Source organism: Sphingomonas sp. (assembly GCF_964263785.1).
GTDB lineage: Bacteria > Pseudomonadota > Alphaproteobacteria > Sphingomonadales > Sphingomonadaceae > Sphingomonas.
In genome coordinates this window covers 19,781-31,629 of sequence record NZ_CAXVWL010000104.1, presented here as the reverse complement: position 1 = coordinate 31,629, position 11,849 = coordinate 19,781, and the positions used below count along the sequence as shown (strand labels likewise).

Genomic DNA, 11,849 nt, shown 5'->3' with positions numbered 1-11,849 from the left:
CGGGATACCTAGAATTCGATTTCGTCCAGCTGAACCGCCAGCGTTATCACACCTTAGGCTCCGGTGATCGACTTCCATCTTTTCGTCAGGCGTTCCGCCGTGCGCCAGGCGAGTGCCTGGATCGTGAGCGTTGGATTGCGCGAGCCGCTGGTCCCCGTCACCCCTCCGCCGAGGATCGCCAGGTTCTCGACTTCGTGGCTGAAGCCCCAGCGGTCGACCACGTTGGTGGCGGGATTGTCCCCCATCCGCGTGCCACCATAGGCATGCGTAGACGGTCCCATCGTGCCGACCGGATTGCGGTCGGTCGCGATCGCCCCGCCGGCCTTGAACCACGCGACAGCCTTGTCCTGGGTGTAGGCAGCGATCTTCTTTTCATTGTCCTTGTAGTCGGCGGTGATCCTGACGACCGGCACACCGAAGGGGTCGGTTACGGTCGGATCGAGATCGAGGTAATTGTCCTCATATGGCAGCGTGGTCTTTTGGATATAGATGCGGCTCCAGCGGTCGGCGTTCTCGGCGACGAAGGCTTTCCACGCCGATCCCCAAAGCGGCGCCTTGCCGAAGGTCGGCATGTTCGCGGCCGCGATCGGCCGCTTGTCCGACCCGATCGCCAGCGTGCCGCCGCCGATGAAGTCTAACCCCGCATGGTCGAAATTATCGTCGGCGTAATCGTCGAGGAAGGTCGCCTGCGCGGGCGTGCCGTACCAGGTGTTGATGTCGTGCGGGAACAAACCGACCACCGGCGCCCAGCTGTTGTGACTGAAATAGTGGCGGCCGACCTGCCCTGCGTTGTTCGCCAGCCCCTTCGGGAACTGCTTCGATTTCGACAGCAGCAGCAGCCGCACATTTTCGTAGACGTGCGCCGACAGCATCACCGCCTTCGCCGGCTGGAAAAGCACCTCGCCGTTGCGGACGTAGGTGACGCCAGTCATCCGCCCCGTCTGCAGATCGGCGACGAGCTCGGTAACGCGCGCCAGGTCGACCACCTTCAGCCGCCCGGTATCGACCGCCTTCGGGATGGTGTTGAACAAGGTCGAGTTCTTGGCCTGCACCGGGCATCCGCCCTGGTTGCAGAAGCCGTGGTACATGCATGCCGGCTTGCCGTTGTAGACCACCGAATTGATCGCCGCGGGCGCCGCATAGGGGTGCCAGCCCAGCCCCTTGGCGGCCCCCGCCATGGCGTCGAGATACTCCGTACTGCGCAGCGGCGGCATCGGGTATTCGCGGCGGCGCGGGCCTTCGAAGACGTTGCCCGCGGGATCGATCTTGCCGCGGACGTTCCCGGCCTTGCCGGACACTCCGATCTCATACTCGACGGCGTCGTAATAGGGCTCGAGTTCCTCGAGCCCAAACGGCCAGTCCTCGACGGTGGAGCCCGCGGGCAAGCGGTGGGCGCCATAACGGCGGGTGGTTTCGCTCACCACCTTGAAGTCCCAAGGGCTCAGCCGCCAGCTCGATGCGTAATAATGGAGCGAGGTGCCGCCGACCGCGTTCATCATCGGCGCCAGCGGCATGCGTGGCGAGTAAGGAGATTCGGAGCTTCGACGATGTGTCGGCACCTCGTTGTTGGCCTTCTGCACCGCTTGCGGCCAACCGCGGACGTTGTTGCGCAGCTCGTCCGGCGGGAAGTCGCGGGGGCTGAGCCAGCTGCCCGCCTCCAGCGCGACGATGTCGAGGCCGGCGCGCGCGAGCGGTAGCGCGGCGATGCCGCCGACCGCGCCAAGTCCGACGATCACCACGTCGACACTCTTGAGCGTCGTGACCATCAACCGCGACCGAACAGGCTGGGGCTGTAGGCGGACTCGCGCAGCGGTTTCGGCTTGACGAAGCGCTGGTCTTCCGCCTGCACCATCATCCGCAAGCCCGGATAGCCGACGAGATCCCAACCGACGAACCTTGCATTGCCGCCGTAATAGGGATCGCAGAACGTCCCCTCGATCGTGTGCGCGCGCACCAACCCGAAGAAGGCGGTCGCGCTCGCCACCTTACCCGCCTCCAGTTCATGCAGCATCGCGTCCTGATCTGCAGGGTCCAGTTCGCTGAACGGCTTGCTTTTAGCGCCGCGGGCATGCGCGTCGAGCGCCGACAAGCCGACTGTATAGGCCGCGCGCTGACCCGCCATCGGACCTGCAAGAGCGCGGTCGATGTAATAAGCGGCGCGCGCGTCCTTCGCTCCGCGCCCGCGCTCGTCGGTGGGGATCAAGCGAGCGCATAGGGCTTCCAGCGCTTCCATTTCGCCGACGGTCAGCGTTTCAAGCGCCAGCAACTCGGCGGCGGGCTCCCCCGTCGCGGCGGGCGCGTGCTCCGCATGGTCCGCCGCGGACGCGGGTGCCTGCTCCGCCGCGCTTGCGGCCGAGGCTAGCCCGACCGGGAGCACGGCACCTGCGGCGAGCATCTCGCGACGCGAGAGCCCGACTTTCCGATCCGTTTCCCGTTCAGCCATGCCGCTCCCCTGCCCTATTTCTTTGCGGTCGCGGGCTTGGCCGCCGCCGAGACATAGGCCCAGAGCTCTTCCGCCTGAGCCGGGGTCACCGCGCCCTTCCAGGCCGGCATCGCGCCCTTGCCGTTCAGCACGGAGCGGATGAAGCGATCATGCTGGTCGGCCGGGAACTTGCGCAGGTCAATGGCGAAGCTCTGCGGCTTGGTCATGTTCTGGCCGTGGCACGCGGCGCAATACTGCCCATACACCTTGGCACCACGCGCGGCGGGTGCGTCCGCCGCAAGGCCCGAAACCGCGAAGCCCGCAATGGCGAGACCGGAACCCACCAAGCCGCCTAGCATCTTGCCCGCCGCGCGGTTCAGCGCGGCGCCGCAGAGCGCAGCACCGATCCGTCCGCCTTGACCGCGCTGACGAATGAGCCGCCGTCCGAGCCGTCCCGCAGCGGATGGACCGTCGCTTTCATGCGTTCGCCGATGACGATGGATTTCCGGGTCCAGCCCGCGCGCGACATCACGTTGAGGCTGCTGAGTTCGATCGCATAGTCGATGGGTTTGCCGTCCCGCATGGTCGTGAGGATGATCTGCCCGTGCGGATTGGCCCAGCGAAACGATCTAACCGTACCATCGAAGGTCACGTCCTTGGCGTTGTCGTACATGGCGAACGAATGATGCGCGAGGGCGGGTACGGCCGGCACGGTCGCTAGCATCGCGGCCGTGAGCATGGCTTTCATCTTGCTGTTGGTGTTGAACATGGGCTTTTCCTTTCACGCCGGCGTTCCAGCCGACCGCAGCGGGAGAATGGACGTCTACTCGATTTCGCAGACGTATTCCTTGAGCTCCCAGGTCGGTTGTAGCTTGTAGAGACGCTTGATCTGCCAAGGCTTGGTAAAGGCCTTCGGATCCTCGATGGTCATCTCGTCTTCCAGCGTGTCGCCGACCCGGCGGATGCGCTCAACGATGTGGAGGGCGTCGCTGTGCGGCGCAAAGGAATAGTCGAACAAGAGGTCCTCGCGGATGCCTACCGTATCGACGACGAGCGTGTCGCCTTCCCAGTGACCGATCGACTCTCCGCTGTACGTCGGGTCCAGCTCGTCCGCGGCCGTATGCTTGCGTCCGTCGGTGTTGATGATGCGTCGCTGCTGGTCCACCTCGAACAACAGGATAACGCGCTTGGACTGGACGACGATGTCGATCGGATAGCCGATCACCATCATCCTGGGCATGCCCTGGGGCAGGCAGCGGGCGCTACCATCCTTGAGCTTCACGCCTGCGCGAAGATCGGCCGTGGTCTTGTCGTAGCGGGCCTGCCAGTCCGGCTTGTACGGCGGGAACACGGCGAGTTCCGGCATCGAGCGGCCCTTGTTGCCGGGCATGCCGCGCGCGAGCGGATCGAGGATTGCGCCGCCCTGCGGCTCCCAAACGCCCTGCAGCGCCAAGTGCCCGGCCGGAATCGGCGTGTCCGCCGCCATCGCGGGTTTCGACTGCGTCACCCCGGGCTGGGTAGCGAGCAGCCCGCCGGCAACCGCCAGCGTCAGGCCGCTCATCAACCGAAAGCGCTTTCTGCTCATCGTTGGGTCCTCACCTCTCACGCGCTAAGCCGCCATCACCGCCGGCGCGATCTGCTCCGGCGTCACGCCCAGGTTCAGCTTGAATAGCGCGTCTGCGTTGGTCCGGCCGATCTTGCGCCGGTCCGCCTCGCTGATCGACGCATGGTCGAACCAGATCGCCGCATGATCGATGTTCTCGAACGGCCAGTCGGCCGAGAACAGGATGCGGTCCGATCCGATCTCCAGCATCGTGTCGACCAGCGACTGGGTGCGGAAATTGCCCGACGTCGTGATAAAAAAGTTGTTGTGGAAAAAGTGGGCGATCGGCTGCTTCGCAGGATAGCTCGGCGGCACCATGTCCTTGGTCCAACCGTTACGGTTGTCCACCCGCCACATGGAGATCGGCAGGCCCTCGCCCATGTGACCGATGATGATCGTCAAGCGGGGATGATCATCGAACAGGCCCGATCCCATCAGACGGAGGGCGTGCACCGCCGTCTCCTGTCCGAAGGCCCAGGTCGGTCCTAACAGCCAGGGATGTCCGGCATAGATCTGCGCATGCTGCGGCAGCGGGTTGCGTGGGTGCAGATAGAAAGGAACCTGGAGCCGCTCGAGCTCCGCCCAGAACGGCCTGAACATCGGCAGGTCGTAATAGAGCATGTCCGGCCCGTCGCTCGTTTCCGAGAAGCCGTTGGCGAGCGCGCCCCGAAAGCCGAGCTCGTCCACGCAGCGGACGAGCTCGCGCGTCGCCGCGTCGGGATCCTGCAACGGCAGCGCGGCGAATCCCTGAAATCGGTCGGGGCGCCTCGCCACCTGCTCGGCCAGATAGTCGTTCGCGCGGCCGGCGAGGTCCACCGCGGTGGCCCGGTCGCGTATACCCTGGATCGCGGGTGCGTTGAGCGAGAGCAGCATCATCTCGATGCCATGGGCGTCCATCTCGCGTAGCCGCCGATCATGGATGTCGAGCAGGCGAGCGCTCAGCTCTCTCCAGGACTCGTCGGGGAGCACGCCGGCGGAATCCGCCAGCGTCTCAGGAATCGCGAAATGCTCCTCGAGAGCGATTTTACCCTGCACACCGCTCTCCATCCGACTTAGGGGTCCGGCGCGACGCGCGCCGGCAAGGTCGCGAGTTCATTCGGACGACCTCAGCTGATCGAGCCGCGCGCCCAGCGTGCGGCCATTGGGGAACACCACCGCAAGAAGGCTTCCGCCCTGCTCGCCGTTCTTCAGCGGAGAGTAATAGACGGTGACCTTGTCACCCTCCTTCAGCGCGTTCTTGTCCCAGCCCTGACGGCGCAGCAGGCCGGTGGAGCCGCCCTCGATCGAGTATTTGCCGGCGCCCTTCTTGCCCGGGGGCACGATGACGAACAGCCAGATGTGCGGGTTGGTCCACTCCCATTTTGCGACAACCGCGTCCTTGAGCTGGATCTCCTTGGTCCGATCGAACATCGCGAAGCTATGGTGCGCCTGCGTTGTGCCGGACGTGGCCAGCGAGGCGGCCACGATCGACAGCGCCAGAAATCTCTTCATGGTCTTGGCTCCCGGGGTCATTGCACGAAGAGTTCGGGGTGAAACCCCGTCTTGGGCGTGCATGTCAGGTCCTGTAATTCCCAGCGCGGATCGGTAACGGCCTTGTAGGTGACCGACGTGCGCATCGGCTTGCTCAGCGCCAGCGAGTCCCTGACGTTCACGTCCACTTGCAGCGTCGTATCGCCGATGCGGCGATAGCGCTCCTGGATGACCACCCTGTCGCTGTGCGGCACGCCGGTCGCGTCGATCGGCTCGTCCTTCACGCCAATCGTATCCACGATCAGCGTCGCGCCCTCGTAATGCCCGACCGAGTTACCCGAAAAGAACTGCTCCAGATTGTCCTGGGTCGGCAGCGCCCGACCATCGAGCCAGACGCGTCGCGGCGGTCCGTACTCGCGGGTCATGGCGACGCGGCCGGGGGTCTGAACGATAAGTAGCGGCCCCTTCATGCCGGTGATGAACCGCGGCACGCCCGCCGGCACGCAGGCGACGACCGGATCGTCGGTCCGCGTACCGGCCTTCGCCTCCGCGACCCGCTGCTTCCAGGTCGTCGCAAACCTGCCCTTGAGCGGCGGCGGCCAAGAGGTCCACCCTTCCTTGCTGCTCCCGGCTACCTCGGCTGTGTCGGCCCGCGTCCACACGCCGCTGAGGTTCGGGGCCGAGGGGTCGCCGTACCAGCTCAGCCGCTCCGGCGGCAGGACAGCGGGCGGGGTTTGCGCCAGGATCGCGCTGCCGGGCATGATCGCGAGCAGTGCTATCGCGGCCTGGATGGCGTGCCTAGAAATGCTTGAATCCGCTCTCATCATTCTCGTCCGGAAGGTTGCGGTTGTTCTCGAAGCAGGATGCGTCGTCGATCATGTCCATGCGCGGCTCGGTCAGCAGCTCGTAGATGATCGTGGTCGACAGCGGCTCCCTGAATGCCTCGGCGTCGTAGAGCGTCATACGCGCGTGGAGGTGTGTCGCATCGACCCGCTGGACCTGCCATTTCAGGTGCAGGCCCGAACCGTGTGGGTGATAGGCGGCGTCGATCGCGGTGCTGGCGATGATCCCCACCGTGTCGACGTAGAGCGTGTCGCCGATCCAATAGCCGATCGAATGTCCATCATAGGTCGGCTTCAGGTCCGCCGGGTGCCCGCGCCCGTCGGTGTAGACCACCATCGGCCGATTCCCGCCCCAGAAGCTCACTTGCCCCGGCGTTTGGATCACCTCGATGGGAAAGCCGGGGTTGACCGTGATCTTCCACGGCATCCCGCTCGGCAGGCAGCGCACGCCCGCGTCGCCGATCACTCGGCCCGACTTCGCCGCCTCGGCGCGCGCCTCGACCTTCTTCTGATACTCCGGCGTCAGCGGAAGTGGCCACGGGTACCACCGCGTATACTTGCGATCCGGGATGGGTGTCTGGGCGCGCTGGCCCGGCGCGGTCGTGAAGGTTCCGGACCAGAGCCCAGAAATGTCCGGCGCGCTCGTGTTGCCCTTGAGTTGATAACGGGAGGCCGCAGACGGGCCGTCCGCGAACGCCGCATCGGCACCTGCGACTGCCCAGAGGGACACTGCGATCAGCCCCGCTGCACGGCGGCGGCGCAAATTCGAGACACGCCTCCTCGCTATCCTCGTCTCTCCCTCCGGCAGCGCGCAACTACGTCGCTGCGTTCGAGAGCGTCATTCAGAACTTCCACCTTGCCAGCCGTTGGTGATTTCGCCCAATAACTATTGGTCATGCACTCGCTCGAGACATCTCTGGGTTTCCTGCTGAACCGCGCCGGTGTCGCAGTGGGCAACGCCTTCTCGCAGGAATTGAAGATGTCCGGCATGACGCTGGCCATGTGGCGCGTGCTGGCGGCGCTGCACGACACCGGCCACCAGAGCCTCGGCGGCCTGGCGGAGTTCATCAGCGTTGAAATCTCGACGCTCTCGCGCCAAGTCGCCACGCTCTCCGGAAGGGGCCTGATCGTCAACCAACCGTCGGGCAAGAACTGGCGCTCGGTGGATCTCAGCCTGACGCCAGCCGGTCAGGCCGTCGTCCAGCGCCTGTTACCATCCGTCGAGCGTCATGAGCGCGCTGCGCTCGATGGGATCGATCGCGACGATATCGATGTACTCAAGCGGTTGCTGGAGAAGGTGTATCGCAATTTGCGCGCGCTCGACGTTATTGCTCCGGTCCTACAGGACAACGAGCCTGCATGATCACCCGCTGTTCTGAACAGTAGGGGGTAGCACTGGCATCCGAGCATCGCGTCGAGTTCCGCGACTCGCGCTCCGCCACCAGCAATCCCGTTTGAACTACCTTCTGAAGCCGGTCGCTCTATTTGCGGAGTGCTGACGCCCATGGGAGAACCGGCCTGCCGATCATCGCTGCAATCCGCGATCGGTTAGGAGCGCCGCAGACATATCGGTGATGGTGCGTTGGCTTCCTTACCGGCGACGCGTTCCGCTATGACGCTGAGCCCGTCGCGTACCGCTGCCCGGCCGACAAGCCGCTCACCTGTCGCGGCACCGCGCGCTCAGCCGAACATGCCGTCACCGCCCGTCCCTTCACACCGACATGGGCGGTTCGAGCGTCCCGAGCCATGCCACCAGCGCCAGGATCGCGACGATGCACGCCGTCTCGACCGCGAGGCTTCGCCGCAGCGCACCGAGCGCGCCGCGATGATCGGCCGCGGCGATCGACGCCTCGAAACGCGGCGTCAGCCTAAACCGGTTGAGCGCGGCCAGACCCAGCATGGCGGCGAACAGCGCCAGCTTGGCGAGCAGGAGCTTACCGTAGAGCGTCATTCCGAGCGCCGCGACGTTGCCAGGGCCGACCAGCAACCAGGCATTGATGAGGCCGGTGATGACGAGGATGGTAACGATGATGGTCCCGACCATGCCGAACCCGTGGATCGCGCGATGCGTGAGCGCGAGATGGGCGGCATCGGCTCGCCGCAACGGCCGGGCCGCCAGCAAGATGAGTCCAAGCAGCGCCCCTACCCATGCCCCTGCAGCGAGCAGATGAAGAATATCCGCAATGCGGTGCACCCAGCCGATCGCGCCTTCGTCCATCGCGCCGTGCCCGGTCCAGGCGAGCGTCGCGAGCGCGATCCCCGAGGCGAGCGCAACCAGGCCGAGGCGTGAAGCACGGCCAGCCGCGACCAGCACGACGATCAGCGCCCACATACGCGCTTCCCATGCCGCGCCCGTCGCCGACCCGGAAAGCAGCATCCCGATCGCGTCGCGGTCGATCGGCCACGGCGGCCTGCCCGCCATCGAGGCCGCCAGCAGCGGGAGGGCGACGGCCGATAGCAGCAGGCCCACCACGGCGCTCCCGATTAGCCAAAGCTTGAGCGCGAGCGCGTCGCGGCGCTCGCCGGCCCGCAACCCGTAGATGCTGAATGCCGACAGGCCGAACGACCCGCCCAGCGCCCCGTAGAGGGCGAAGCGGACCGCGATCATCGGCCAGTCGGCATCCACGTTACTTCACCGCGAAGGCATAATTTCCGACGGCCCGGTGCGTATCGACCGAAACGACGTGCCAGGCGACGCTGTAGCGCCCCGCGCCGAGCGGTGACTTAGGCGCGACAACGAGCGTGCGACCGTCCGCGCCGACCGTCGCGGTGCCCGCGACCTTCATCGGCGCATGGGACTTGCCGCCATGCGCCGTTATCATCAGGTCCGCGCCCGAGAACTTCGGCATCAGCTTTTCGCTGAATTGCAGCTCGATCCGGCCGGGCGCGGTGACCGTCGCATTCGGTGCCGGTGTCGCGGACACGAGCTTGGGATGGGCATCGGCTCCGCTGGCGAGGCCGACGAGCGCAAGGGCAGCGGGGATAACGAAGCGCATGGCAGTTACTCCTTGGTGTTCTTACCCGTTCTACGCGGCCCAGGCGTTCATCCCTGACCCGCGGCCATATGAGGGATGATGGGCAGCACTACGTAATAAATGATAGAGGGGGACGGGCGTGGACAGCATGGACGACCCGGACGGAGCATTGCAAGGCTGGCGGGCGCATCCGCTCGGGCCGCGCTGGACGGACTGCAAGCACGAGTGCTCGCGCGGCGTCGCGCGGTCAACGGTGGCAAGGACCGGCTTCGGGACGCGCGTCGCGACGACGATGGCGGCGCTGGCGATCGGGGCGGTAGGCGGAGGAATGTTACAGAAGGCGACGCTGGCGCAGATCTTGGCCATGCGTCAACTCTTGCGGTCCAACCAGACCGCTGCATTCGATCAGGCAGTGGTAAAGGCGCTCACCGACGATCAGCAGTGAGCCTCGACGCGCTCGACGGGACGCTGCCGTGGGAGCCGGACGACCCCGCGCCCGTCGGGCCCGCCCATATGTCGCCGACCGAACCGCAAGCCGCGTTCACCTGCAAACACGGTCCGGGTCGCTTCGCCTAGGCCGTCGACGCGTTGCTCGATCTCGACACCGACTGCATCTTGACGTGGAAGCGACGCGCGCGCGCTTTTCGGCCGAGGTCGCGAGGCTGCGTAGCGTCATCTGCTCTATCGCGCGCTGCTGGCCGTGACGGCGGGGCTGCTCAGTCCAGCTGCTGCAACCCGGTTTGCCGTTCGCGCCCGGCGATCCGGAATCGTCGCGCCGTCGCCTCGGTGAACGGCTTGGCGAAGACCGTCGAAACAGTGCGGAACTCGGCCACCGCCTCGGTGGGCGTGAGCGTCAGCAGCGTGTACCCCTTGCGGTCCTGATCGCAGAAGCGGACTTCCTGCGGGTTCGCTGCTGCGATCAGGTCGCCGATGCCGGGCAGCAGCGAGCCGTAGGAGGTGCTGGTGATCGCGGTGCAGCCGAACTCCGCTGCGACCAGCCGGCCCGCGTCGTCGTGCAGGTCGTTCGCCCAGCCGGCGTGGCTGTCGCCGGAAAGCACGATCGGCCGTGACCCGGCGCGACGGAAGGCGGCGTAGAGCCGCTCGCGCGCCGCCGGATAGCCGTCCCAGCTGTCGAGATTGAATGGCAGGCCGGCGCGATAGGAGGCGATTGTCGCGGGCAGTCGCGTGCGCCACTGTGTCGGTAGCTTGGCCATTGTTTCGGCGAAGCGCGCGGGCCCGAGCTGGCGTTCGATGTCGGGGCCGGCGACCTTGGCCATGATCACCTGGTTGCCCAGCACCTGCCACGGCTTGCCTGCCGCGACCGATGCCGCCAGCGTCCGCTCCAGCCATGCCTGCTGCTTCGGCCCCAGCAACTCGCGCTGCGATTCTGCGCGTTCGGCGATCATCGCGGCATATTCGTCCGGCGCCATGTCGGCGCCCTTGGGCGCGACCTGTCGGCTACGCGCGAGCAATCGTGTCTCGACCATCGCCAGCGTCGCCAGCTCGCCGAACTCGAACGCGCGGTTTATCGCGGCCCAGGGCTGACCGGGCCTGGGGTCGCGGATCGGCATCCATTCGAAATAGGCTTGCATGGCTGCTGCCTTGCGTTTGCGCCAGTCGCCTTCGGTTGCGGGTTGGTGGTTCTCGGCGCCGTCCATCCAGTCGTCGTTGGCGATCTCGTGATCGTCCCATACGCAGATGAACGCCGCACGGGCGTGCGCGGCCTGCATGTCGGGATCGCGCTTCACCTGCGCGTGGCGTTGGCGGTAGTCGGCGAGGCTGACGATCTCGTGCCGCGGCTCGACATTGCGTCCGGTGCGGCGCGCGATCTCGCCGCCGTAGCCGTCCTCGCCATATTCGTAGATGTAGTCGCCGAGGTGGAGCACCGCGTCGAGGCGATCGAGCCGCGCGATCGCTTCATAGGCGTTGAAGAAGCCGGCATAGACCTGGCAGGAGACCACCGCGAACACGATGTCGGTGGCGACCCCACGCGGCAGGGTGCGGAAGCGGCCCGCGGGCGAGCGCCCGCCTGTTCCCGTGACGAACCAGTAATGATAGTCGCGTCCCGGCTTCAGTCCGCTCGCCTCGACCTTGACGATATGGTCCCGTGCGGCGCGCGCGACGGCGCGGCCCGAGCGGATGGATGCGCCGTCCGCGCGCTCGGCGACATGCCAGGTCAGCGCCACGTCGCCCCCGCCCGCGACGGTGGCGCGGGTCCACAGCACCGCGCCATCGACCGCAGGATCGCCGCTGGCGACGCCGTGATCGAAGCGGACGGAGGCAGATACGGCCGCAGGGACGGCGACGGGAACGGCCGCGACCGCGCCCGAGCCGAGAAGCGCCAGTGTGTCGCGGCGGGTGATCGTCATGGCGGTCGGTCCTGTCGATGGTCTCGCCTTCGCTAGTCGCCGCCGGAGACAATTTGGCGGCACCGGTGTGACTGACGTGTGACGATTTCGTCATAGTCCTTTCATCGTCGCGCCACGGACCTGTCACGCGCGCCGCCTACTGCCGCGTTCAACGATCTCGGGGGTTCT

General features: G+C 66.2%; 14 protein-coding genes. 2 read left to right on the top strand and 12 right to left on the bottom strand.

All coding sequences use genetic code 11. From position 1 onward, the window contains the following. Nucleotides 1-53: 53 nt before the first annotated feature. The 9 genes from ACE5C1_RS13520 to ACE5C1_RS13480 all read right to left on the bottom strand — a co-directional run bounded on the left by ACE5C1_RS13520 (nucleotide 54) and on the right by ACE5C1_RS13480 (nucleotide 7,067). A complete protein-coding gene (locus ACE5C1_RS13520; protein WP_374944594.1) occupies nucleotides 54-1,766 on the bottom strand; it encodes a GMC oxidoreductase in 1,713 nt (570 codons plus the stop codon). Beyond that, on the bottom strand, nucleotides 1,766-2,443 hold the full coding sequence (locus ACE5C1_RS13515; RefSeq protein WP_374944593.1) for a gluconate 2-dehydrogenase subunit 3 family protein: 678 nt from the start codon (nucleotides 2,441-2,443) through the stop codon (nucleotides 1,766-1,768). The genes ACE5C1_RS13520 and ACE5C1_RS13515 overlap by 1 nt, the downstream gene beginning before the upstream one ends. A 14-nt stretch (nucleotides 2,444-2,457) precedes the next feature. Continuing rightward, nucleotides 2,458-2,766, bottom strand: coding sequence for a c-type cytochrome (locus ACE5C1_RS13510; RefSeq protein ID WP_374944592.1), 309 nt, complete (start codon nucleotides 2,764-2,766; stop codon nucleotides 2,458-2,460). A 32-nt stretch (nucleotides 2,767-2,798) separates the two neighbouring features. Then, nucleotides 2,799-3,191 carry a DUF6152 family protein gene (locus tag ACE5C1_RS13505; protein ID WP_374944591.1) on the bottom strand — a complete coding sequence of 131 codons (393 nt, stop codon included), beginning with the start codon at nucleotides 3,189-3,191 and terminating at the stop codon, nucleotides 2,799-2,801. A 54-nt stretch (nucleotides 3,192-3,245) separates the two neighbouring features. Then, nucleotides 3,246-3,908, bottom strand: a complete 663-nt coding sequence (locus ACE5C1_RS13500) for a hypothetical protein (protein ID WP_374944590.1) — start codon at nucleotides 3,906-3,908, stop codon at nucleotides 3,246-3,248. 123 nt (nucleotides 3,909-4,031) lie between these two features. Then, nucleotides 4,032-5,060, bottom strand: coding sequence for an amidohydrolase family protein (locus ACE5C1_RS13495; RefSeq protein ID WP_374944589.1), 1,029 nt, complete (start codon nucleotides 5,058-5,060; stop codon nucleotides 4,032-4,034). Between the two features lie 57 nt (nucleotides 5,061-5,117). After that, entirely contained in the window at nucleotides 5,118-5,516 is a 399-nt protein-coding gene (locus tag ACE5C1_RS13490; protein ID WP_374944588.1) for a DUF6152 family protein, read from the bottom strand. A gap of 17 nt (nucleotides 5,517-5,533) precedes the next feature. Next, on the bottom strand, nucleotides 5,534-6,256 hold the full coding sequence (locus tag ACE5C1_RS13485; protein ID WP_374944587.1) for a hypothetical protein: 723 nt from the start codon (nucleotides 6,254-6,256) through the stop codon (nucleotides 5,534-5,536). 37 nt (nucleotides 6,257-6,293) lie between these two features. Further along, nucleotides 6,294-7,067, bottom strand: coding sequence for a hypothetical protein (locus ACE5C1_RS13480; RefSeq protein WP_374944586.1), 774 nt, complete (start codon nucleotides 7,065-7,067; stop codon nucleotides 6,294-6,296). Between the two features lie 165 nt (nucleotides 7,068-7,232). Between ACE5C1_RS13480 and ACE5C1_RS13475 the strand changes: the two genes are divergently transcribed. Then, on the top strand, nucleotides 7,233-7,700 hold the full coding sequence (locus ACE5C1_RS13475) for a MarR family winged helix-turn-helix transcriptional regulator (protein WP_374944585.1): 468 nt from the start codon (nucleotides 7,233-7,235) through the stop codon (nucleotides 7,698-7,700). Between the two features lie 348 nt (nucleotides 7,701-8,048). Here the strand turns inward: ACE5C1_RS13475 and copD are convergent, their stop codons facing one another. Next, nucleotides 8,049-8,945, bottom strand: coding sequence for a copper homeostasis membrane protein CopD (gene copD, locus ACE5C1_RS13470; RefSeq protein WP_374944640.1), 897 nt, complete (start codon nucleotides 8,943-8,945; stop codon nucleotides 8,049-8,051). A gap of 19 nt (nucleotides 8,946-8,964) precedes the next feature. Then, the gene (gene copC / locus ACE5C1_RS13465) at nucleotides 8,965-9,333 is read right to left on the bottom strand and encodes a copper homeostasis periplasmic binding protein CopC (protein WP_374944584.1); all 369 of its coding nucleotides are present in this window, start codon (nucleotides 9,331-9,333) and stop codon (nucleotides 8,965-8,967) included. A 118-nt stretch (nucleotides 9,334-9,451) separates the two neighbouring features. Here copC and ACE5C1_RS13460 point away from each other — a divergent pair, with 118 nt between their 5' ends. Next, nucleotides 9,452-9,757, top strand: a complete 306-nt coding sequence (locus ACE5C1_RS13460; protein ID WP_374944583.1) for a hypothetical protein — start codon at nucleotides 9,452-9,454, stop codon at nucleotides 9,755-9,757. A gap of 271 nt (nucleotides 9,758-10,028) precedes the next feature. On the opposite strand, the gene ACE5C1_RS13455 is transcribed toward ACE5C1_RS13460, so the two are convergent. After that, complete coding sequence (locus tag ACE5C1_RS13455; RefSeq protein ID WP_374944582.1) at nucleotides 10,029-11,681, bottom strand: alkaline phosphatase D family protein; 1,653 nt, start codon at nucleotides 11,679-11,681, stop codon at nucleotides 10,029-10,031. Nucleotides 11,682-11,849 lie beyond the last annotated feature (168 nt).

Bases quoted from the DNA above. Each gene is read 5' to 3' on its own strand.
- ACE5C1_RS13520 (WP_374944594.1), bottom strand. From the start codon at position 1,766: ATGGTCACGACGCTCAAGAGTGTCGACGTGGTGATCGTCGGACTTGGC.
- ACE5C1_RS13515 (WP_374944593.1), bottom strand. From the start codon at position 2,443: ATGGCTGAACGGGAAACGGATCGGAAAGTCGGGCTCTCGCGTCGCGAG.
- ACE5C1_RS13505 (WP_374944591.1), bottom strand. From the start codon at position 3,191: ATGTTCAACACCAACAGCAAGATGAAAGCCATGCTCACGGCCGCGATG.
- ACE5C1_RS13500 (WP_374944590.1), bottom strand. From the start codon at position 3,908: ATGGCGGCGGACACGCCGATTCCGGCCGGGCACTTGGCGCTGCAGGGC.
- ACE5C1_RS13490 (WP_374944588.1), bottom strand. From the start codon at position 5,516: ATGAAGAGATTTCTGGCGCTGTCGATCGTGGCCGCCTCGCTGGCCACG.
- ACE5C1_RS13485 (WP_374944587.1), bottom strand. From the start codon at position 6,256: ATGCCCGGCAGCGCGATCCTGGCGCAAACCCCGCCCGCTGTCCTGCCG.
- ACE5C1_RS13475 (WP_374944585.1), top strand. From the start codon at position 7,233: ATGCACTCGCTCGAGACATCTCTGGGTTTCCTGCTGAACCGCGCCGGT.
- copD (WP_374944640.1), bottom strand. From the start codon at position 8,945: ATGATCGCGGTCCGCTTCGCCCTCTACGGGGCGCTGGGCGGGTCGTTC.
- copC (WP_374944584.1), bottom strand. From the start codon at position 9,333: ATGCGCTTCGTTATCCCCGCTGCCCTTGCGCTCGTCGGCCTCGCCAGC.
- ACE5C1_RS13455 (WP_374944582.1), bottom strand. From the start codon at position 11,681: ATGACGATCACCCGCCGCGACACACTGGCGCTTCTCGGCTCGGGCGCG.